The sequence below is a fragment of the Janthinobacterium sp. BJB401 genome, from assembly GCF_013372745.1.
Taxonomy (GTDB): Bacteria; Pseudomonadota; Gammaproteobacteria; order Burkholderiales; family Burkholderiaceae_D; genus Janthinobacterium; species Janthinobacterium rivuli.
This window is the reverse complement of sequence record NZ_JABXFH010000067.1, coordinates 1-20,890: the sequence shown is the minus strand read 5'-3', so window position 1 is coordinate 20,890 and position 20,890 is coordinate 1. Positions and strand designations below refer to the sequence as shown.

Genomic DNA, 20,890 nt, shown 5'->3' with positions numbered 1-20,890 from the left:
CGCGGGGGCGGGACGACAGCAACACCAGCGCGCACAGGAGGGCGGCCGAACGGCCAGTGGAAGGGTTCAGGCGCATAGTTTTCCTTTTCTAAAGAATAGACAGACCACCTTCTGCTGGAACCTTAGCACATCAAAACCGCAAATACCGCAGCAATTTTTTGCGTCTTGGGGAAAACAAGGAGAGCCACAGATGGCGAAGGGAAAGGACTATACAGCACCTACTGTTGTATCCGCGCACGCTAATGTGGGCAACATGGCTCAGCCGGCTATCGCCGCCAGCTGTTCGCATACCCGCGCCAGATCCGTCTCGCGCATGCGCGCCGCCGTCTGGCGCAGGGATTTTTCAGCGCCGGCCACGCCGGCCGCCGCCGCCATCGACAGCCAGATGTACGCCTGCTGCAAATCGAGCGGACCGCCCTGGCCGCTGGCCGCCATCAGGCCCAGATTCATCTGCGCCCGCGCATGGCCCTGGCGCGCGGCCAGCGCATACCAGTCCCAGGCGGCGGCATAGTCCTGCGGCACGTCCTGCCCATTGTCATGCCGCAGGCCCAGCGCGAACTGGGCCAGGCTGTGGCCCTGCGCGGCGGCGCGGCAATAACAGGCGCAGGCCTGCTGGCTGTCGGGCGCGGGACCGTCGTCGCGGTCATGCAAGACACCCTGCATGTATTGCGCCGGCGCGTAGTCCTGTTCGGCGGCGCGGCGATACCATTCCAGCGCCACCGACAGATCCTGCGGTACGCCCTGGCCATGTTCATAACGCAGGCCCAGGTCGAACTGCGCCCGCACATGTCCCTGGTCGGCCGCCTTGCGGTACCAGAAGATGGCTTCCTGCGCATCGGCAGGCATGCCCTGTCCATGCTCATGCAACAGTCCCAGCTGGTACTGCGCGGCGGGAAAGCCCTGCTCGGCGGCCTGGCGGTAAAACGCTTGCGCCTGCGCGTAATCGTGGGCGCCATGTTCATGATGCAGGCCCAGGTTGTGCTGGGCCGCCGCATGGCCCAGCCCCGCCGCCTTGACATACCATTCCAGCGCCGCCTGTTTATCGCAGGGCACGCCCTGACCATTGTCATAGATCAGCCCCAGGTTGAACTGCGAACTGGCGTGGCCCTGCTCGGCCGCGCGCCGGTACCAGCTGATCGCCTGCCTGCTGTCCTGCGGCAGCACGTCGCCATTTTCATAGCGCAGCGCCAGGTTGAACTGGGCCGGCGCATAGCCCTGCTCGGCCGCCTTGCGCATCCAGGCCGTCGCCTGCTGGCGGTCCTGGCGCACGCCCTGGCCATTATCGTAGCGCAGACCCAGGTTGAACTGCGCGCGCGCATAACCCTGCTCTGCCGCCTTGCGGTACCAATTGATGGCTTGCACGAAGTCCTGCGGCACGCCCTTGCCATTGTCATACATCATGCCCAGGTTGTTTTGTGCACCGGCGTCGCCCTGTTCCGCCGCGCGACTGAACCACAGCATGGCTAGCCCGCTATCTTGCGCGAGTCCCTGGCCCTTGGCATACAGCCAGCCCAGGTTGTACTGCGCCGCCGCGTAACCCTGCTCGGCCGCCTGCTGGTACCAATGCGCCGCCTGCGCAAAATCCTGGGGCACGCCCTGCCCCTTCTGGCACATCACGCCCAGGTTGTACTGCGCATGTTCGAGCCCCTGCGCGGCGGCCAGGCCGTACCAGTGCAGCGCCAGCGCATAGCTTTGTTCGATGCCCTGGCCATTGAAATGCATGAAACCCAGGCTGTGCTGGGCGTTCGCATTGCCCTTCTCGGCCAGGCCTTTCAGGCGCAGATAATCAGCTGTGTAATGAGCAGCTGTGTAATGAGCAGCCGTGGAACGAGCGGCCGTGGAGCGGGGATCGGCAAGCGGCACGGTCAAGCCTCGATGGCCAGCGCATGGGGCAGCGCGGGGGCGGCATCGGCGATCAGGCGATTTTGCTCCTGCAGCACGCCGATGAAACTGCCCAGCGAGATGGGCCGGTGGTACAGATAGCCCTGCATCGTGGTGCAGCCCTTGTCCTGCAGGTAGCGCGCCTGGCCTTCCGTTTCCACGCCCTCGGCGATCAGGTGCAGGCCCAGGCCGCGCGCGATCGAGATGATGGCCAGGATGACGGGATAGTGTCCGTGCTCGTCATGGATTTCCTTCACAAACGACTGGTCGATCTTGATCGTGTGGATGGGGAAGCGGTGCAGGTACGACAGCGACGAATAACCGGTGCCGAAATCATCGATGGCCACCGACACGCCCAGCTGGCACAGCTTGTTCAACTGCTCGATCGCATACTGCGGGTTGCGGATGCAGATGTTTTCCGTGATCTCCACTTCGATCTTTTCCGGCGCGATGCCATAGCGCGTCAGCGCGCCGCGCATCTTCTCGAAAAAGTCGCCCCGGTCCAGGTATTGCGGCGACAGATTGAGCGACAGGCGCACGGCTTCGCCGCCGGCCGCGTTCCACTGCACCAGGTCGCGGCACAGGGCGCCCAGCATCCAGTCCGAGATCGGCAGCATCAAGCCGTTTTCCTCGGCGAACGGCAAAAATTCGCCAGCCGTCAGCAAGCCCCGTTGCGGGTGGTTCCAGCGCATCAGGCCTTCGGCGCCGACGATGCGGCCCGTCATCACGTCCACCTGCGGCTGGTAATACATCTCCAGCTGGTTCAGTTCCAGCGCCTTGCGCAGGCTTTGCTCGAGCGCGATCTTCTGGTGCGACACGTCAAGCATGGACTCGTGATAAAAACTGTGACCGTTCTTGCCCAGCGCCTTGACCTGGTACATGGCGATGTCGGCGTGGCGCAGCAGCTCGTCGATGGTCTCGCCGTCGCCCGGATAGATGGCGATGCCGATCGAGGCCGAAATATGCACCTGGTTGCCATCGAGGTCGAAGGGCTGGTGCAGGCATTCGAGGAACTTGTCGGCGATCAGACGCGCATCCTGGCGGTCGCGCAGCTCCGGCAGCACGATGGTGAATTCATCGCCGCCCTGGCGCGCCAAGGTATCGCCGCGGCGCAAACAATCCTTCAGGCGCAGCGCCACCTGCTGCAGCAATTCGTCGCCCTTCACGTGGCCCAGGGTGTCGTTGACCAGCTTGAAACGATCGAGGTCGATGAACATCACGGCGAGTTCCGTCAGCTTGCGCCGCGCCTGGATCACGGCCAGCCCCAGGCGGTCCTTGAACAGCATGCGGTTCGGCAGGTCCGTCAGAATGTCGTGATAGGCCTGGTACGAGATGACTTCCTCGGCGCGCTTGCGGTCGGTGATGTCGCGCGCCACGCCGTAGGTGCCGAAGTATTCCTGCTTCCGGGCTTCGTGATCGTGCATGCCGATCGAATTGAGCGGAACCGTCATCAAGGTGTTGTTGAAGGTACGGTCGCTGCCGCTGCCGCTATGGCACTTCAGGCGTAATTCCACATTGCGCGAGGCACGCTCGTCGATGCGGCGCTCATTGAAGGCATAGCGCGCCCGCTCCTGGTCTTCATCGTGCACGAGGATGGAATAATGGCTGCCGATCAGCTCTTCGCGGCTAAAGCCCAGCAACTGGTGCACACGATCGTTGATGAAGGTGATGCGGCCTTCATGGTTCAGGGTATAGATGATGTCGGGCGAGCTGTCGACCAGATAGCGGTACATCTTTTCCGAGTTTTCCAGCTGCAGCGCGATGCGCTCGTTTTCCAGCGCCAGCTTGCGCTTTTGCAGCGCGTTCTCCACCGTCTTGAGCAGCTCCTCGCGGCTGTACGGCTTGCGCAGATAATCGTAGGCGCCACGCTTCAGGGCGCCGATGGCCGCCTCGATGCCGACGTCGCCGCTCATGACGATCACGTCGCCCTCGATGCCGCGCCGGTTGATGTGGTCCATGATTTCATGGCCGCTCATGTCGGGCAAGCGCAAGTCCAGCAGGATCAGGTCGAAGCGCAGTTTCGACAACTGTGCCAACGCCTCGCTGCCACAGGTCGCCGTGTACAGCTGGTAACCGCGGTCCTTCAGCAATTCGTGGAGGGAGGCGAGCAAACGGGGCTCGTCGTCGACCAGCAGGATGCGCGGGCTGTTTTCCAGGTCAAACGGAATGGCGGAGGAGTTCATGGACGTTACGAAGACAAGGCGGTATTGCCGGGCGCGGGCAGCGCGGTTGCAGCGCTCGCCGGCACGGGAATGGGCAGTAAAATTTCAAACGAGGTGCCGGACTTGCTGCTGCGGCAGCCGATCACGCCATGCAGGCGCGTGACCAGGTCGTGCACGATGGACAGGCCCAGGCCATGATGCGCGCCTTCCTTGCTGCTGCGCACAGGGGAAAACAGATTGGCCAGCACTTCCGGCGCCAGACCGGCGCCATTGTCGCTGACGCACAGTTCCAGGTACAGGCGGCGGTCGCGGTTGACGTGGCCACGGTTCGCCACTTCGATGCGCCCGCCGTCGGGCAAGGCTTCGACGGCGTTTTTCAGCAGGTTGAGCAGGATTTGCTTGAGCATGCCGGCATCGGCCGCCACCTCGCAAGGCGCATCCTGCATGCGCGTGATCACCTCGATCTTCGGCGGCAGGAAATCGGTGGCGCGGAACAATCGCAGCACGTCGTCGACCACGCGCGCGCAATCGGTCACGCCGCTGGCCGGCACCGGCTGCAGATCGGCCAGGCCGCCGATCAACTGGCCGACCCGGTCGATTTCCTCGTTCAGGATAGCCATCTCGCCGATGACCGGCTCCTGCTTCTCCAGCTTGTGATCAAGCACGCTCAGGTAATTCTTGATGATGGACAGCGGGTTATTCACTTCATGCACGATGCGGCGCGACGCTTCGCGGTACTCCTCGGCCACGTGATCGAGCTGGCGCCGTGCCAGGCCGCGCGCGCTGATCGCCGTTTCCAGCGCCGTAGCGGCCTGGTTGGCATACGCCCGCAGGAAACCCTCGCGCTTCTGGCAAGCGGGAATCTGCCACGCCGCCACGCCGCCAATGAGCACGCCCAGACTGCGCTGGCCCGCCGCCAGAGGCATGCAAACCAGGCTGTCCGTGCCGAGAATGCGGAACAGCTGCTCCTCGACGATACCCAGCGCTGGCATGTCGCGTTTCAGGAACGCCAGCTGGCACTCCAGCGCGGATGCCGCCAGGGGCCCGCCCTTGGCCAGCGGGATAGAGAAGCCGGCCAGGCGATGCTGATGTTCGCCCGCCGCCACGCCGACCAGCGCATGGCCGGTGGGGTTTTGCAGCAGGATGACGGCGGTGTCGAAATCGAACAGGATGCGCGCCGAGCGCGTGATGGCTTCCAAAAGGCTGCTCTCGCCCTGCTGCCGGGCGAAGGTCTGGCCCACTTCGGACACCAGCACCATATTGCGCACTTCGTCGGACAAGCGCTGCTGCACCGGATCGGGGGCGGGCGGCGCATACGCGGGCGGCGTGGCGATATCGTCCGCGCCGGCCAGGTCGATGCCCAGGTGCTGCGCCGCCTGCGCCACCTGTCGCGCGACGCTGCCGGCCAGGTCATCCAGCACCGCTACGTCCAGCGCGCACAGGCTTGCCGCCTGCGCGATGGACTCGGCCTCGTCCGCATCGTCGGCGTGGCAGCACAGCAGGTGCGCCAGCCGCACGATGCGGATCAGCGGATGGCTCGCTTCCAGGCGCGCCAGCGGCTCATGGTGATACAGCACGCTGTCGGCCAGGAAGGAATCGAGATGCCAGCGCTCGATCAGCCAGGCGCCCGCTTCGGCATGCGTGATCTGCAAGGTGCGCTGCTCCACCGCGCACAGGGCGGCATCGTCGCGCGCCGTGAAATTGAATGCGTATTCCTTCGGCGCCGTGGCCAGCAAGGCCAGGCGGCCCACGTTGTGCAGCAAGCCGGCCAGATAGGCTTCCTCGGCGTGCGGATAGCCCATGGCCTTGGCCAGCGCGCGCGCCATGACGGCGGCCGACAGCGAACTTTTCCAGAAGGCGCGCAAAGCCGTGCTGCCGGAATGGGGAAAGCTGTTGAAGGTCTGGAAGACGGATTCGCTGATGACCAGGGTCTTGATCATGTCCGTGCCCAGCGACACGAGCGATTGCTCCAGGCTGACGACCTTGCCCTGGCGATGGTAGGCCGAGCTGTTGGCCACGCCAAGGATCTTGCTGGTCATGCCCGCATCCTTGGCGATCAGGGCGGCCAGCTCCGGCATGCCGGCATCGTCGGCCTGCAGGTGGGCGATCAGCTTGAGGAGGATCTGCGGCATGGCCGGCAGGCGGGCAATCAGCAGGCGATTGCGAATATCTTGATCAGATTGATGCATCGTATCAGGCATTGCCGGTTCGAAAAGGATGAGCGCTTAGCAGCGAAGCGCGGCCACGTTCAGAGGAATCCTCCACTCCTGTAACCAAAAAATCTATTGCCTGAGAGGATGCCGGGAAAGAAGTCATCTTATCATAAGCGCCGGATATTACTTGCAATATAGAAAATTAAGTTGAAATAAATCCAGCGTTCTGCAGTGGAAACTTATGCCTTGAAGGAACCCAGCAAACGGTGGCGGAAGCGCCGCGATATCAGCCACATGGCCAGCGCCAGGCCCGTAAACGCCAGCTGGCCCGACGCCAGCCACAGCACGGAACCGGACAGCAGCGGCGAGATCACGCCGGCCACCACGGCGCCCAGCAAGGTGCTGGCAAACGACTGGCACGAAGCGACCGTGCCGCGGATATGCGGGAACAGGTCGAGCGCCAGCAGGGTCGCGCCCGGCCCCACCAGCGACATGCCGAATGTGTAGAAGAACAGGGGCAACACCGACCAGGGCAACGATGGCGGCAGGAACAGGTGATACACGACGTTGACGCTGGCGGCGCACAGCAGGAAGGCAAAGCCGATGCCGATCTGGCGCGCGAACGTGATTCTGCCAGCGATGCGGTTGGCCGCCGCGGCACCCATGAAGATGCCGCTGACGCAGGGAATGAACAGCCAGGCGAATTGCGATGGCCCCAGGCCCAGCTGCTTGGGCAGCATTTCCGGCGCGGCCGTGATGAACAGGAACAGGCCCGCGAAATTGAGGGCGACGATGCCAGCCTTGATGTGGAACAGGGGCGAGCGCAGGATCTGGCCATAGCTCGACGCGAGGAAACGGGGATTGAACGGCTGGCGCTTTTCCATCGGCAGGGTTTCGGGCAGACGCCAGTAGCAGAACGCCAGCAGTACCACCGTATAAAAGGCGAGGAACAGGAAAATCGAGCGCCAGTCGAACCAGATGACGATCCAGCCGCCGAGAATCGGCGCCACGGCCGGGGCGATGGAAAAGATCATCGTCACCAGCGACAGCAGCCGCGCCGCCGCCGCATCGGCATACAGGTCGCGGATGATGGCGCGGCTGATCACCACGCCGGCGCCGGCCGACACGCCCTGCATGATGCGGAAGAACCACAGGTAGTGCACAGTGTGCGCCGAAGCGCAGCCGAGCGAGCCGATGGCAAACATCAGCAGCGACACGAGAATGACGTTGCGCCGGCCAAAAGTATCCGAGATGGCGCCATGCCACAGCACCATGCCGGCAAAGGCCAGCATGTAGAACGTCAGCGACTGCTGCACTTCCAGCGGCGAGGCCTGCAGCGAACCCTGGATCGCGCCAAACGCGGGCAGATAGGTGTCGATCGACAGGGGCCCCAGCATCGACAGCCCGGCCAGCATCATCGCCAGCGCACCGCGGCTCAGCGGCGCCATGTGGCTCGGCGTGGGAGGCGGAACGGGGGTGACCGGGTCGGGCGGCACGTCGGCCGGAGGAGTGGGAAACATGGCGGATCCAAAGTGGCGCGCGAACCGGTTGCGGTCCGCGCGCGGGGTTACTGCGGGGGTCTTGCGGTGAACGCTTACTGCTGTGGTTTCGGTTTGGCTTCTTCGCGGCGGTTGTAGCCGGCCACCATATCGAAACGGAACAGACGGCATTCCAGCGCGCCGTTGAAGAATGGCGTCTTGCGCGCTTCCTTCAGACGCAGCAGCTTGGGCAGGCCCAGGTCGGCCGTGAAGAGGAACACGGTCCAGCCGGCGAAACGCTGCTTCAGGGTGGTGCCCATGGCCGAGTAGAAGGAAGTCGACAGTTCATCTTCCGGAATGGTGCTGTCGCCGCGCACGCCGATACGCTCGCCGTACGGCGGATTGGTCAGCATGATGCCCGGCACGTCACTTGGCGGCTTGACTTCCTGCGCCTCGATCTGTTTCAGCGGCACGTCGAAACGCACGCCGGCGCAGCGCAGGTTATGGCGCGTCATGGCGACCATGTCGCCCGAGATGTCGCTACCGAAAATGGTCGGTTCGGCTGGCAGTGGATTGACCTTGATGGCGTTTTTCATGGCATTCCACGGCGCCGGATCGAAGTCGTGGAAGTTTTCAAACGCGAACTGGCGCGAAGCGCCCGGTGGAATTCCCTGCAGCATCTGCGCCGCTTCGGCCAGGATGGTGCCGGAACCGCACATCGGGTCGAACAGCACCATGCCGGGCTTCCAGCCTGACACGCGCAGCAGGCCGGCAGCCAGGTTTTCGCGCAGCGGCGCGTCGCCCGTCTCTTCGCGCCAGCCGCGCTTGAACAGGGCTTCGCCCGAGGTGTCGAGGTAGACGGTGAACGTGTGCGCGTCGAGGAAGCCGACGATGCGCATGTCCGGCGTCTTGGTGTTGACCGAGGGACGCTCGTTGAACTGGTCGCGGAAGCGGTCGCAGATCGCATCCTTGATTTTCAGGGTCGTGAATTCCAGGCTGCGCAGCGGCGATTTGACGGCCGTGACGTCGACGCGGATCGTGTGGTGCACGCCGAACCAGTCTTCCCACGATTGCGCCAGGGTCAGGTCATAAATATCGTTTTCCGTCTTGTAGCCGGAATGGGCCATGCGCATCAGCACGCGCGAAGCGATGCGCGAATGCAGGTTGATGCGATAGGAGTCCAGCAGGTCGCCCGAGCAGTGTACGCCGCCCGGCACCTGGTTGTGGACCTTCATGGTCGAACTATCCTGGGCGATCTCGCCCAGTTCCTCGGCCAGCGCCGCTTCCATGCCGCGCGGGCATGGGCAAAAATATGAAGCCATAATTAGGATACCTTTTATCCGTTGAAAAACAATTAACTAAAAATCCTGCATATTACGTAGGTCGGCTTAGCCCGCCAGGGCGTAAGCCGACGTGCCGCACACTGCGCTAGTCGGATTACGCGCGGCTTTGCCACGCTAATCCGACCTACCCAGCGCGCGCTCGACAAAATCGAGGCGGTCCTGGCCCCAGTACCCTTCGCCATCGACGATGTACCACGGCGAACCGAAGACGGATGCGGCGGTAGCTGCCTCCGTATTCGCGTCGTATTCGGCCTGCACGCTGGCCGTTTCCGACGTTTTCAGCAACTGGCGGCCATCGAAACCGGCGTCAACGGCGATCTGCACCAGCGTTTCCTCGTCGCCGATGTTGCGCTCTTCAGCCCACAGGCCGCGCATGATGGCGTGCGCCAGGTTCAGCGAGGCTTCCACGCCGTGCGCAAGGCGCGTGGCGATGATCAGCTTGGCCGACGCTTCCGGCGACACGGGGAAGAACTTCGGCTGCAAAGTCAATGGCACTTGCAGAAAGGCCGACCAGCGCGCCAGTTCGGCCAGGCGGTAGGCCTGGCGCTGCGGCGCGCGCTTGGCCAGCGGCAGGCCGCCCGACACGCTGAAGACCTTGCCCAGGTCGAAGGGACGCACGTCGATCTGCGCGCCCGTCTTGGCGGCGATGGCCATCAGCCGCGCGTGACCCAGATAGGTCCATGGCGAGTGGGGCGCAAAAAAATACTGCACGACTTTGCTCTGGCTTGCACTCATCTCGACTCCCTTAGAAAGGCTTGACCACGACCAGCACGACGACGGCCAGCAGCATCACCACCGGCACTTCGTTAAAATAGCGGAACCACTTGTGGCTGCGTTTATTCAGGCCTTTTTCAAACTTGCGCAGGATGGAACCGCAGGCGTGGTGATAGCCGAGCAGCAGCACCACGAACGTCAGCTTGGCATGCATCCAGCCCGGCATCTTCATGCGGCCTTCGCCACCGCCGTACAGCATCCACATCAAGGCCAGGCCCAGCACCATGGCCGGCAGCGCCAGCAACGACATGAAGCGGTACAGCTTGCGCGCCATCAGCAGCAGGCGCTCGGTGGCGACCGTTTCCGTCTCCATCGCCAGGTTCACGAAGATGCGCGGCAAATAAAACAGGCCGGCAAACCAGGACATGACGAAGATGATGTGGAAGGCTTTGGTCCAGAGAAAGAGCATGGGGTTCCCAGTGTCGGAGGTGGAGAAAAACGAGAGCACGGGCCGCCTTGTGAGCAGCCCGTGAAAGAGACTATTTGCGTACTTCGCCGTGGCCAAAGACCACGTACTTGAGCGAGGTCAGGCCTTCCAGTCCCACCGGACCGCGCGCATGCAGCTTGTCGTTCGAGATGCCGATTTCGGCGCCCAGGCCATATTCAAAACCGTCGGCAAAACGCGTCGACGCGTTCACCATCACCGAGGCGGAATCGACTTCGCGCAGGAAGCGCAGCGCGTCGCTGTAGTCTTCCGTGATGATCGATTCCGTGTGCTTCGATGAATACTGGTTGATGTGATCCATCGCTTCGTCGATGCCGTCGACCACCTTCACCGACAGGATCGCCGCCAGGTATTCGGTGGACCAGTCTTCTTCGGTGGCCGGCACCAGGTACGGATAGGCAGCGGCGGCCAGGATCGCATGGCTTTCCGGATCGGCGCGCAGTTCCACCTGCTTGGTCAAATACAGTTCGGCCAGCTGCGGCAGCACGGTGGCGGCGACGGCGCGCGACACCAGCAAAGTTTCCATGGTGTTGCAGGTGCCGTAGCGGTGGCACTTCGCGTTGAAGCCGATATCGATCGCCTTTTTGATATCGGCCTTGGCGTCGATATACACGTGGCAGATGCCGTCGAGGTGCTTGATCATCGGCACGGTGGCCTCTTCCATCAGGCGCGCGATCAGGCCCTTGCCGCCGCGCGGCACGATGACGTCGACGAATTGCGGCATGGTGATCAGCGCGCCGACGGCGGCGCGGTCCGTGGTGTCGATCACTTGCACGGCATCGGCCGGCAAGCCCGCTCCCAGCAAGCCCTCGGCCACCAGCTTGGCCAGCGCGCGGTTGCAATGGATCGCTTCCGAGCCGCCGCGCAGAATCGTCGCGTTGCCGCTCTTGATGCACAGGCCGGCCGCGTCCACCGTCACGTTCGGACGCGCTTCATAGATGATGCCGATGACGCCCAGCGGCACGCGCATCTGGCCCACCTGGATGCCCGTCGGGCGGAACTTCATGTTCGAGATTTCGCCGATCGGATCGGCCAGCGAGACGATCTGCGTCAAGCCTTCGACCATGGTGGCGATGGCGGCGTCGGACAGGGTCAGGCGGTCGAGCATGGCCGGCGCCAGGCCGGCGGCGGCGGCGGCATCGAGGTCGCGCTGGTTGGCCGCGCGCAGCAGGTCGGCATCGCGCACGATGGCGGCGGCGATCAGGCTCAAGGCGCGGTTGCGCGTGGCGCTGTCGGCACGCGCCATGGCGCGCGAGGCGGCGCGCGCGCGCGTGCCCACGTCCTGCATATATTCTGTGATGTCCATGCTCGTATCCATAAAAGTTAACCCTTGGCGATCTTCAGGCCCAGTTGCAGCATGGCGTCCCAGGCGTCGCCCGCGTAGCCCTTGGCGCGCAAGCCCTTGATCATCTTGTCCACCTGCGCCGCCTGCTGCAGCGCCGCTTCCAGCACGGGCAGCGAAATGCGCCGCAGGGCCGGTTCCATCATCCGCTCGCGCGGACCCCAGATGCGGTATTCCTTCAGCAGCGCGCCCAATGGACGCCCTTGCGCCATGCCGGCCTTCAATTTTAACAGCGTGCGGATTTCCTCGGAGACGGCCCACAAGACCAGCGGCAGCGCCTCGCCCTCGCCCTTCAAGCCTTCGAGCATGCGCACCAGGCGCGCCGGGTCGCCGGCCAGCATGGCTTCGGACAGCTTGAAGACATCATAGCGGGCCACGTTCAGCACCGCGTCCTGCACTTGTTCGTACGTCAGCTTGCCCGCGGCATGCAGCAGTCCCAGTTTCTGGATTTCCTGGTGCGCCGCCAGCAAATTGCCTTCCACCCGCTCGGCGATGAAGTCGATGCTGGCACGCTCGGCGCTTTGCCCCTGCGCGGCCAGACGCTGCGATATCCAGGCCGGCAACTGCGCCCGTTCCACGTTCGGGATGTCGATATACACGGCCGCCTGCTGCAGGCTGGCGACCCAGGCCGCCTTCTGCGTGGCCCAGTCCAGCTTGGGCAAGGTGATCAGGGTCAGGTTGTCGGGGCTGAGGTTTTTCGCGTAGCTTTGCAGCGCCGCGCCGCCATCCTTGCCCGGCTTGCCGGTGGGGATGCGCAGCTCGATCAGTTTTTTATCGCCGAACAGCGACAGCTCCTGGTTCGCCGCCAGCAGTTCGCCCCACTTGAAGCTGCGCTCCACCGTCAGCACGTCGCGCTCGGAAAACCCTTGCGCGCGCGCCGCACGGCGGATCTTGTCGGCCGCTTCCAGCGCCAGCAAGTGTTCGTCGCTGGTGATCACATACAGCTGCGCCAGCGGCTTGGCCACATGCCCGTCGAGCGCGTCTATCCGCAATTGCATGGCGTCCCCGTTACTGCTGCGGGGCTGGCGCGACCGGCGTCACGGGCGCCACTGGCGCCACCGACATGGCCGGCAGCACCGGCTTGATGGCGGCCAGGCGGCGCATGATCTGCTGCACCAGGTCGTTGCGCATGTCGCGGTACAGCGCCGCTTCTTCCGTTTCCTTGGCCAGTACCTGCGATTCGTCGAAGGTAATCGGACGCACCAGGCTGATGGTCGTCGGCGCCAGCAACTGGTTGCCTTCCTTGTCCAGCACGCGGAAATTGATCAAATAGCCAAGTTGGTACTCTTGCACGCGGCCATTTTTGTTCAGCGACAAAATGGTCTTGGTACGATTCCTCTCCGGGTCGTTGAGCACTTCAAGGACGGCGTCGGCGCCATCCTTGGTGCTCACCACCTCCGTGCTGCCAATGGCGCGGATATAGCGCTTCAGGCCGATCGCCAGCGGCGACGTGTCGGGCAAGCCGATGTACATCGTCGCGAACGGCAGCATGAAACTGCCGTTCGAACCGCGCAAATGAAAGCCGCAGGCCGACAGCAAAACAGTCAGGCCCAACGCCAGCACGGCACGGCGGCCCAACAGCGATACTTGAGAGGATGTCGTCATGATTACACCACGATGCTGATTAACTTGCCTGGCACGACGATGATCTTCTTCGGCGTGGTCTCGACGTACTTTTGCACACTTTCGCACGCCAGCGCGGCCGCTTCGATGCTGGCATTGTCCGCATCCTTAGACACCGTGATCGAGCCGCGCAACTTGCCGTTCACCTGGATCATCATCTCGATCTCGGACTGTTCCAATGCGGCCGGGTCAACTTGCGGCCATGCCACGTTGAGCAGGTCGCCGTGCACGCCAGCGTAGCCCAGTTCCTGCCACAGCACGTGGGTGATGTGCGGCGCGACAGGGTTCAACAGGCGCAGGAAGATGGAGAAGCCTTCGGCGATCAGCGCCTTCGACTGCGCGCTGTCATCGAGCTTGGCCGATTCCAGCGTGTTGAGCATCTTCATGCAGGCCGACACGACGGTGTTGTACTGGATGCGCTTCAAGTCGTAATCGGCTTGCTGCAGCAGCTTGTGCAATTCGCGGCGCAGGTTTTTCTGCGCGTCGCCCGTGGCAGGAGCGGCGCCGCCAGCCAGCGCGGCCTGGATCGTCGCCGACTGGGCGTAGCCGAAGTTCCACACGCGGCGCAGGAAACGGTTCGCGCCTTCGACGCCGCTGCCAGACCATTCCAGCGTCTGTTCCGGCGGCGAGGCGAACATGGTAAACAGACGGGCCGTATCGGCGCCGTACTGCTCGATCTGCGCTTGCGGGTCGATGCCATTGTTCTTCGACTTCGACATTTTTTCCGTGCCGCCGATTTCCACCGGCTGGCCATCGGCCACCAGGACGGCGCTTTGCGGACGGCCCTTGTCATCGAGCGACAGGCGCACGTCGTCCGGATTGAACCAGGTGGTCTTGCCCACGGCGTCCTTGCGGAAATACGTTTCGTTGAGCACCATGCCTTGCGTCAGCAGGTTGACGAACGGCTCGTCGAACTTGACCAGGCCGAAATCGCGCATGATCTTGGTCCAGAAGCGCGCGTACAGCAAGTGCATGACGGCGTGTTCGATGCCGCCGATGTACTGGTCCATCGGCATCCAGTAATCGTTGCGCGCGTCGACCATGGCGTCGTTCGAGCCTGGCGAGGTATAGCGCATGTAGTACCACGACGAATCGACGAAGGTATCCATGGTGTCCGTCTCGCGGCGCGCCGGCTTGCCGCACTGCGGGCAGTCGCACTGCAAAAAGGCTTCGTATTTGTTCAGCGGGTTACCCGTGCCATCCGGCACGCAGTCTTCAGGCAGCACCACCGGCAAGTCTTTTTCCGGCACCGGCACCACGCCGCAGTCAAGGCAATGAATCATCGGGATCGGCGTGCCCCAGTAGCGCTGGCGCGAAATGCCCCAGTCGCGCAGGCGGAACGTGGTTTTCTTTTCGCCCAGGCCCAGCTCCGCCAGGTCGGCGGCCACCGCATCGACGGCGGACGCGAAATGCAGGCCGTCGTATTTGCCGGAGGCGACGCAGACGCCATCCTTGCTGCCATACGATTCCTGCCAGGCGTCCGTCGAAAATTCCTGGCCTTTTACCTCGATCACTTGCTTGATCGGCAGATTGTATTTCTTGGCAAAACCGAAATCGCGTTCGTCGTGCGCCGGCACGCCCATCACGGCGCCATCGCCATAGGTGATCAAGACGTAGTTGCCGACCCATACTTCCACTTGCGCGCCCGTCAACGGATGGGTGACGAACAGGCCGGTCGGCATGCCCTTCTTCTCCATCGTTGCCATGTCCGCTTCGATCACGGAACCGAGCTTGCATTCGGCGTTGAAGGCGGCCAGCGCAGGATTGCTTTGCGCGGCGTGGATGGCCAGCGGGTGCTCGGCGGCCACGGCGCAGAAGGTCACGCCCATGACCGTGTCAGGACGGGTGGTAAACACATACAGCTTGCCGTCGCCGATCAGGGCGCCTTCGGCATCCTTGATCTGGTGCGGGAAGGCGAAGCGCACGCCCGTCGACTTGCCGATCCAGTTGGTCTGCATGATGCGCACGCGCTCGGGCCAGCCCGGCAGCTTGTCGTCCACATACGCCAGCAATTCTTCCGCGTAGTCGGTGATGCGCGCGTAGTACATGGGGATTTCGCGCTTTTCGATCAGCGCGCCCGAACGCCAGCCGCGGCCATCGACGACTTGTTCGTTGGCCAGTACGGTCTGGTCGATCGGATCCCAGTTCACGGTACCGGTCTTCTTGTAGATGATGCCTTTTTCCAGCATCTTGAGGAACATCCACTGGTTCCATTTGTAGTATTCGGGCTTGCAGGCGGTCATTTCGCGCGACCAGTCGATGGCCAGGCCCATCGATTCCATCTGCTGCTTCATGTGGGCGATGTTCGAATACGTCCATTGCGCGGGCGGCACGTTGTTGGCCATGGCCGCGTTTTCCGCCGGCATGCCGAACGCATCCCAGCCCATCGGCATGAGCACGTTGTAGCCGTTCATGCGCAGGTAGCGGTACATCACATCATTGATCGTATAGTTGCGTACGTGACCCATGTGCAGCTTGCCCGAAGGGTAAGGCAGCATCGAGCAGGCAAAATACTTGCCTTTAGGGAAACGTGGGTCGTGTTCGACGGCTTTATAGGCGTCGATCGCCTTCCAGTGCGATTGGGCGGCTTGTTCGACGTCGGCGGGACTATATTTATCTTGCATGATGATGTGCGACCAGCGTGGCCCGGCCAATAGTGGATATGAACCGAGCATTATACTGGTTGTCGCCGCCCGATAGCGCGGCGCGCTGGCGGCCCGGGCGCGCATATTTTGGCCGGCGCGCAATTCTGCTGTGTAATATATGCACAATCTTGTTCTTTGCATCAAAGCCGGCCATGATCGTCTACCAGGAATATCCGCCCCTCCCCGCCCTGCGGCCCTGGCTCGATTGCGTCTGGACGTGCCGCGTGCAGACGGGCGCCACGCCCGTCACGCACCAGGTCTTGCCCGACAATTGCATCGACATCCTGTGCCAGGACCAGCAGGACGCCAGCTTTGCCGTCGGCATGATGACGGCGCCGATTGCCGTCGTCAGCCACGGTCTCGTGCAAACGGTGGCGGCCCGCTTCAAGCCGGGCGCGGCGGCACGCTTCTTCCAGCTGCCCTTGTGTGAGCTCAGCGACGGACGCACGGGATTGCAGCAGCTGTGGGGCCGCGAGCTGGCGGCGCGCCTCGGTGACGCCCTGTGGAGCGAACCCTTGACCAATGCGCAACGAGTTTCCATTTTGCAGGAATATCTGCTGCTGCGCCTGCGCACCGCGCCGCCACGGCGTCAGGCGGGCGCGGCCGAGCATGCCATCGCCGCCATCGAGGCGGCAGCGGGGCAAGTGCGCGTGGACGGCCTGGCGCAGCAGCTGGGCGTGTCGCGCCAGCACCTGGCGCTGCAATTTCGCCAGCAAGTGGGCATCAGCCCGAAGCTGTTTGCCCGCATCTGCCGCTTTCGCGCCGCCAGCGCCGGCATGCAAAACCTGGCGGGACAACAGGATTGGGCGCAAGTGGCCTTGCAATATGGTTATTTCGACCAGTCGCACCTGATCCACGACTTCCAGGATTTCGCCCGCAGCTCGCCCGAGGCGTGGCTGGCGGGCAGGCGCACTTGAACACCTTCCATTTTTACAATCACGCGCCGCGCGCCAGTGGCATGATGGCGTGATTCTTCATTCACCAGGAGCAGAACATGATCAAGGGTTTACGCACCGTCACCTATCCCGTCCCCGACCTGGACAAGGCCAAAGCCTGGTACAGCCAGGTATTCGGCACGGCGCCGTATTTCGACCAGCCGTTCTATGTCGGTTTTAATATCGGCGGCTTCGAGCTGGGCTTGCTGCCGGATGGCCAGCCTGGCGCGCAAGGCAGCGTGACGTACTGGGGTGTGGACGGCATCGAGCAGGAAGTCGAGCGCATCGTGGCGCTGGGCGGCAGCCTGCACCATCCGATCACGGACGTGGGCGACGGCATCCGCACGGTGGAATTGCTCGACCCGTTCGGCAACCAGATCGGCCTGATCGACAATCCCCATTTCGACACCGGCAAAGTCGTTTAAGAGCCTTTCCCAGTAGGGAGCGTCTTCTGCTGGCAGTTCATCAGGAGCGCGGACAAGGCGTGAGGAGGACGCGTGGCGAGCCACGCGACGACGATCAACGCAGTCCCCGCTTCTGAGGGGCGCCAGCAGGGGATGTATTCATCTACTGGGATAGGCTCTAAGCCGCTTCACCCTGCAGCCATGCGCGAAATTGCTGCAGGGCCGTCTTTTCATGCGCCGTTTCGGGCGTGATCAGGTAATACGCGCGCTGGCCGCGCAGTGGGCGCTCGCATGCAATGCGCAGCTCGCCACGCGCCAGTTCCGCTTCGACCAGCATGCGTGGCAGCAAGACCACGCCCTGCCCTTGCACGGCCGCCATGGCCAGCATGGAAAACAGTTCATAGCGGGCGCCATAGTGCGCCCCATCGCGTCCTTCTCCCTCGACCTGCATGGCGTCAAACCACTGGCGCCAGGCGCCTGGGCGCGTACTTTGCTGCAACAAGGTCAGTTCCAGCAAATCCTGCGGCTGCCACTCGCTGCGCGCCGCCAGCAGGCGCGGGCTGGCGACGGGCACGATTTCCTCATGCATGAGCAAGGTGGCGCGCGTGCCGGGCCAGCGCGCCAGCTGCTCGGGCGTGCCCGCATACAGCGCGCCGTCGTATTCCGTATCGGCAAACATGAACGGTTTTGTGTAGGCGTCGATATGCACGACGATGTCCGGGTGCAAGCCCGCCAGCGACGACAGCCGCGGCATCAGCCAGCGCGTGGCAAACGTGGGCACGGAAGCGAGCTGCAAGGCGCCGCCGCCGCCCTGGCGCGCCATGGTGTCGAGCGTGTCGCGCTCCAGGCCATCGAGGCGGGCTGCGATCTGCCGCGCATACGCGGCGCCGGCGCTGGTCAGCAACACGCCATGGCGCGTGCGCTGGAACAGTTGCACGCCAAGAAAAGTTTCCAGGGAAGAAATCTGGCGCGACACGGCGCTTTGCGTCAGCGACAATTCGCGCGCCGCATGCGTGTAGCTCTGGTGCCGCGCAGCCGCCTCGAAGCAGTTCAGGGCTTGCAGCATGGGAATTTTGCGTGACATGGAGGTATCCGGCCGGTAAAAGACCCCTAGTATGCCGCAAGATATGCGTAGCACGCATGTCTGGGTGCGAAAAAATCGTTTGCGCAAGGCTAGGCAAAAACCTACCATGAGCCATATTCAATCTTGCGCCGATCACCGGCGCTCACCTGCGAGGCCTGTGATGAGCAAAACCGTATTCGACTGGAATTCCCCCCTGCTGCTGGAAGAACAACTGACGGGCGACGAACGCGCCGTGCTGGAAGCGGCCCGCGACTATTGCCAGGGCAGCCTGGTACCACGTGTGCTTGAATCGTTCCGCCATGGCCGCACGGACGCGGCCATCTTCCGCGAAATGGGCGAACTGGGCTTGCTGGGCACCACCATACCCGAAGAATACGGCGGCGCCGGGCTGAACTATGTCTGCTACGGCCTGGCCGCGCGCGAAGTCGAGCGCGTCGATTCGGGCTACCGCTCGATGATGAGCGTGCAATCATCCTTGGTGATGGTGCCGATCAACGCTTTCGGCAACGAAGAAACGAAACAGAAATACCTGCCGAAACTGGCGACGGGCGAATTCATCGGCTGCTTCGGCCTGACGGAACCAAACCACGGCTCCGACCCGGGCAGCATGGTCACGCGCGCGCGCAAGGTGCCGGGCGGCTATAGCTTGTCGGGCGCCAAGATGTGGATCACCAACAGCCCGATCGCCGACGTGTTCGTCGTCTGGGCCAAGGACGATGAAGGCGCGATCCGCGGCTTCGTGCTGGAAAAAGGCTGGAAGGGTTTGTCGGCGCCGGAAATCCACGGCAAGGTCGGCTTGCGCACCAGCATCACCGGTGAAATCGTCATGGATGAAGTATTTTGCCCGGAAGAAAACGCCTTCCCCGACGTGCGCGGCCTGAAGGGCCCGTTCACCTGCCTGAACAGCGCCCGCTACGGCATCGCCTGGGGCGCACTGGGCGCGGCCGAAGACTGCTACCTGAAGGCGCGCCAGTACACGATGGACCGCCAGCAATTCGGCCGTCCGCTGGCCGCGAACCAGCTGGTGCAAAAGAAACTGGCCGACATGCTGACGGAAATCACCATGGGCTTGCAAGGCTGCTTGCGCCTGGGCCGCATGAAGGATGAAGGCTCGCCCGCCGTGGAAATCACGTCTATCATGAAACGCAACAGCTGCGGCAAGGCACTCGATATTGCCCGCGTGGCGCGCGACATGATGGGTGGCAACGGCATTTCCGACGAGTTCGGCGTCATCCGCCACCTGGTCAACCTGGAAGTGGTCAACACCTATGAAGGCACGCACGATGTGCACGCGCTGATCATCGGCCGCGCCATCACCGGCATCGCCGCCTTCAACTAATGGACGCCTTGGCTTCCACCCTGCGGCCCGCGCCGCTGGTCGGCTTGCGCGTGCTCGATCTGTCGCGCGTGCTGGCCGGCCCCTGGGCCGGGCAAATGCTGGCCGACCTGGGCGCCGACGTGGTCAAGGTTGAACAGCCGGGCCGCGGCGACGACACGCGCTCCTGGGGTCCGCCGTACCTGAAAGACGAGGACGGCCGCGACACGGCCGAGGCCGCCTATTTCCAGTGCGCCAACCGCAACAAGCGCTCGCTGTGCATCGACCTGGCCGCCCCTGAAGGGCAAGCGCTGGTGCGCAAGCTGGCGGCCGAATCGGACGTGCTGCTGGAAAATTTCAAGCTCGATGGCTTGAAGCAATATGGTTTGGACGCAGCCAGTTTGCTGGCACTCAACCCGCGCCTCGTCTACTGCTCCATCACGGGCTTCGGCCAGGATGGGCCGTACGCGGCGCGCGCCGGCTATGACTTTTTGATCCAGGGCATGGGCGGCTTGATGAGCATCACGGGCATACCCGATGGCCAGCCCGGTGCCGGGCCGCAAAAAGTGGGCGTGGCGCAGACGGACATCCTGACGGGCCTGTACGCCACCATCGCCGTGCAGGCGGCGCTGGCCGAACGGGAACGCTCGGGCCTGGGCCAGCATATCGACCTGGCCTTGCTCGACGTGCAAGTAGCGGCGCTGGGCAACCAGGCCGCCAATTACCTGTGCGGCGGCAAAGTGCCGCAGCGTATGGGCAATGCGCATCCGAACATCGTGCCCTACCAGGATTTTCCTACGGCCGATGGCGACATGATTCTGGCGATCGGCAATGACGGGCAATTCTCGCGCTTTTGCGCCGTCGCCGGTCACCCGGAATGGGCGCAGGATGAACGTTTCATGACCAATCCGCAGCGCGTGGCAAACCGGGCAATCCTGATCCCCCTGATGCGCCAGGCCACGGTCATGCGCACGACGGCCGAGTGGATCAGCGCCTTCGAGGCGCAAGCCGTGCCGTGCGGTCCCGTCAACCGCATCGACCAGGTCTTTGCCGACCCGCAAGTGATGGCGCGTGGCTTGAAAGTGGAGATGCCGCATCCCACGGCGGGCACGGTGGCGCTGGTAGCCAACCCCGTGCGCCTCTCAAGCTCGCCAGTGCAGTACCGCTTGCCGCCACCATTGCTGGGGCAGCATACGCAGGAAGTGCTGCAGCAGTGGCTGGGGTTGGACAGTACGGAGATTGACGGCTTGCGCGAGCGCAAGGTGGTGTAACTCACCCCAACGGCGGAACGGCTGGGGTCGGACCC

At 63.4% G+C, this 20,890-nt stretch carries 16 protein-coding genes; 4 read left to right on the top strand and 12 right to left on the bottom strand.

The annotated features are described in order from the left end of the window. Positions 1-258 precede the first annotated feature (258 nt). The 11 genes from HWE17_RS26530 to leuS form a co-directional block, all read right to left on the bottom strand. Positions 259-1,863: an SEL1-like repeat protein gene (locus HWE17_RS26530; protein WP_176390845.1), complete on the bottom strand. Its 1,605-nt coding sequence runs from the start codon at positions 1,861-1,863 to the stop codon at positions 259-261. Between the two features lie 2 nt (positions 1,864-1,865). Further along, positions 1,866-4,064 (bottom strand): EAL domain-containing protein, encoded by a 2,199-nt coding sequence (locus HWE17_RS26525; protein WP_176390843.1) that lies wholly within the window; start codon positions 4,062-4,064, stop codon positions 1,866-1,868. 5 nt (positions 4,065-4,069) lie between these two features. After that, the gene (locus HWE17_RS26520) at positions 4,070-6,232 is read right to left on the bottom strand and encodes an HDOD domain-containing protein (RefSeq protein WP_255206399.1); all 2,163 of its coding nucleotides are present in this window, start codon (positions 6,230-6,232) and stop codon (positions 4,070-4,072) included. A gap of 203 nt (positions 6,233-6,435) precedes the next feature. Beyond that, positions 6,436-7,716, bottom strand: a complete 1,281-nt coding sequence (locus HWE17_RS26515) for a multidrug effflux MFS transporter (protein WP_217916900.1) — start codon at positions 7,714-7,716, stop codon at positions 6,436-6,438. A 74-nt stretch (positions 7,717-7,790) separates the two neighbouring features. Continuing rightward, positions 7,791-8,963, bottom strand: coding sequence for a class I SAM-dependent RNA methyltransferase (locus HWE17_RS26510; RefSeq protein ID WP_099376293.1), 1,173 nt, complete (start codon positions 8,961-8,963; stop codon positions 7,791-7,793). Between the two features lie 168 nt (positions 8,964-9,131). Then, positions 9,132-9,752, bottom strand: coding sequence for a 2-hydroxychromene-2-carboxylate isomerase (locus HWE17_RS26505; protein WP_176390841.1), 621 nt, complete (start codon positions 9,750-9,752; stop codon positions 9,132-9,134). A gap of 10 nt (positions 9,753-9,762) precedes the next feature. Then, positions 9,763-10,200 carry a CopD family protein gene (locus HWE17_RS26500; RefSeq protein WP_099376291.1) on the bottom strand — a complete coding sequence of 146 codons (438 nt, stop codon included), beginning with the start codon at positions 10,198-10,200 and terminating at the stop codon, positions 9,763-9,765. Positions 10,201-10,270: 70 nt separating this feature from the next. Then, on the bottom strand, positions 10,271-11,542 hold the full coding sequence (locus HWE17_RS26495; RefSeq protein ID WP_176390840.1) for a glutamate-5-semialdehyde dehydrogenase: 1,272 nt from the start codon (positions 11,540-11,542) through the stop codon (positions 10,271-10,273). A 17-nt stretch (positions 11,543-11,559) separates the two neighbouring features. After that, complete coding sequence (gene holA, locus HWE17_RS26490; RefSeq protein WP_035822675.1) at positions 11,560-12,576, bottom strand: DNA polymerase III subunit delta; 1,017 nt, start codon at positions 12,574-12,576, stop codon at positions 11,560-11,562. A 10-nt stretch (positions 12,577-12,586) separates the two neighbouring features. Continuing rightward, complete coding sequence (lptE, locus tag HWE17_RS26485; protein ID WP_176390839.1) at positions 12,587-13,183, bottom strand: LPS assembly lipoprotein LptE; 597 nt, start codon at positions 13,181-13,183, stop codon at positions 12,587-12,589. A gap of 2 nt (positions 13,184-13,185) precedes the next feature. Continuing rightward, complete coding sequence (leuS, locus tag HWE17_RS26480; RefSeq protein ID WP_176390838.1) at positions 13,186-15,825, bottom strand: leucine--tRNA ligase; 2,640 nt, start codon at positions 15,823-15,825, stop codon at positions 13,186-13,188. 149 nt (positions 15,826-15,974) lie between these two features. On the opposite strand from leuS, the gene HWE17_RS26475 reads away from it, so the two are divergent. Both HWE17_RS26475 and HWE17_RS26470 read left to right on the top strand, forming a co-directional pair. Next, positions 15,975-16,763: a DUF6597 domain-containing transcriptional factor gene (locus tag HWE17_RS26475; protein ID WP_255206398.1), complete on the top strand. Its 789-nt coding sequence runs from the start codon at positions 15,975-15,977 to the stop codon at positions 16,761-16,763. Between the two features lie 77 nt (positions 16,764-16,840). Next, positions 16,841-17,206: a VOC family protein gene (locus HWE17_RS26470; RefSeq protein WP_176390837.1), complete on the top strand. Its 366-nt coding sequence runs from the start codon at positions 16,841-16,843 to the stop codon at positions 17,204-17,206. A gap of 157 nt (positions 17,207-17,363) precedes the next feature. Here HWE17_RS26470 and HWE17_RS26465 read toward each other — a convergent pair whose 3' ends face one another. Further along, positions 17,364-18,269 carry a LysR substrate-binding domain-containing protein gene (locus HWE17_RS26465; RefSeq protein ID WP_176390836.1) on the bottom strand — a complete coding sequence of 302 codons (906 nt, stop codon included), beginning with the start codon at positions 18,267-18,269 and terminating at the stop codon, positions 17,364-17,366. 160 nt (positions 18,270-18,429) lie between these two features. Between HWE17_RS26465 and HWE17_RS26460 the strand changes: the two genes are divergently transcribed. Both HWE17_RS26460 and HWE17_RS26455 read left to right on the top strand, forming a co-directional pair. Next, on the top strand, positions 18,430-19,608 hold the full coding sequence (locus tag HWE17_RS26460; RefSeq protein WP_035822683.1) for an acyl-CoA dehydrogenase: 1,179 nt from the start codon (positions 18,430-18,432) through the stop codon (positions 19,606-19,608). Beyond that, on the top strand, positions 19,608-20,855 hold the full coding sequence (locus HWE17_RS26455; protein ID WP_176390835.1) for a CaiB/BaiF CoA-transferase family protein: 1,248 nt from the start codon (positions 19,608-19,610) through the stop codon (positions 20,853-20,855). The genes HWE17_RS26460 and HWE17_RS26455 overlap by 1 nt, the downstream gene beginning before the upstream one ends. Positions 20,856-20,890: the final 35 nt, after the last annotated feature.

Coding starts and splice junctions, on each gene's coding strand:
- HWE17_RS26525 (WP_176390843.1), bottom strand. CDS start 4,064: ATGAACTCCTCCGCCATTCCGTTTGACCTGGAAAACAGCCCGCGCATC.
- HWE17_RS26520 (WP_255206399.1), bottom strand. CDS start 6,232: ATGCATCAATCTGATCAAGATATTCGCAATCGCCTGCTGATTGCCCGC.
- HWE17_RS26515 (WP_217916900.1), bottom strand. CDS start 7,716: ATGTTTCCCACTCCTCCGGCCGACGTGCCGCCCGACCCGGTCACCCCC.
- HWE17_RS26510 (WP_099376293.1), bottom strand. CDS start 8,963: ATGGAAGCGGCGCTGGCCGAGGAACTGGGCGAGATCGCCCAGGATAGT.
- HWE17_RS26505 (WP_176390841.1), bottom strand. CDS start 9,752: ATGAGTGCAAGCCAGAGCAAAGTCGTGCAGTATTTTTTTGCGCCCCAC.
- HWE17_RS26500 (WP_099376291.1), bottom strand. CDS start 10,200: ATGCTCTTTCTCTGGACCAAAGCCTTCCACATCATCTTCGTCATGTCC.
- HWE17_RS26495 (WP_176390840.1), bottom strand. CDS start 11,542: ATGGACATCACAGAATATATGCAGGACGTGGGCACGCGCGCGCGCGCC.
- holA (WP_035822675.1), bottom strand. CDS start 12,576: ATGCAATTGCGGATAGACGCGCTCGACGGGCATGTGGCCAAGCCGCTG.
- lptE (WP_176390839.1), bottom strand. CDS start 13,183: ATGACGACATCCTCTCAAGTATCGCTGTTGGGCCGCCGTGCCGTGCTG.
- leuS (WP_176390838.1), bottom strand. CDS start 15,825: ATGCAAGATAAATATAGTCCCGCCGACGTCGAACAAGCCGCCCAATCG.
- HWE17_RS26470 (WP_176390837.1), top strand. CDS start 16,841: ATGATCAAGGGTTTACGCACCGTCACCTATCCCGTCCCCGACCTGGAC.
- HWE17_RS26465 (WP_176390836.1), bottom strand. CDS start 18,269: ATGTCACGCAAAATTCCCATGCTGCAAGCCCTGAACTGCTTCGAGGCG.
- HWE17_RS26460 (WP_035822683.1), top strand. CDS start 18,430: ATGAGCAAAACCGTATTCGACTGGAATTCCCCCCTGCTGCTGGAAGAA.
- HWE17_RS26455 (WP_176390835.1), top strand. CDS start 19,608: ATGGACGCCTTGGCTTCCACCCTGCGGCCCGCGCCGCTGGTCGGCTTG.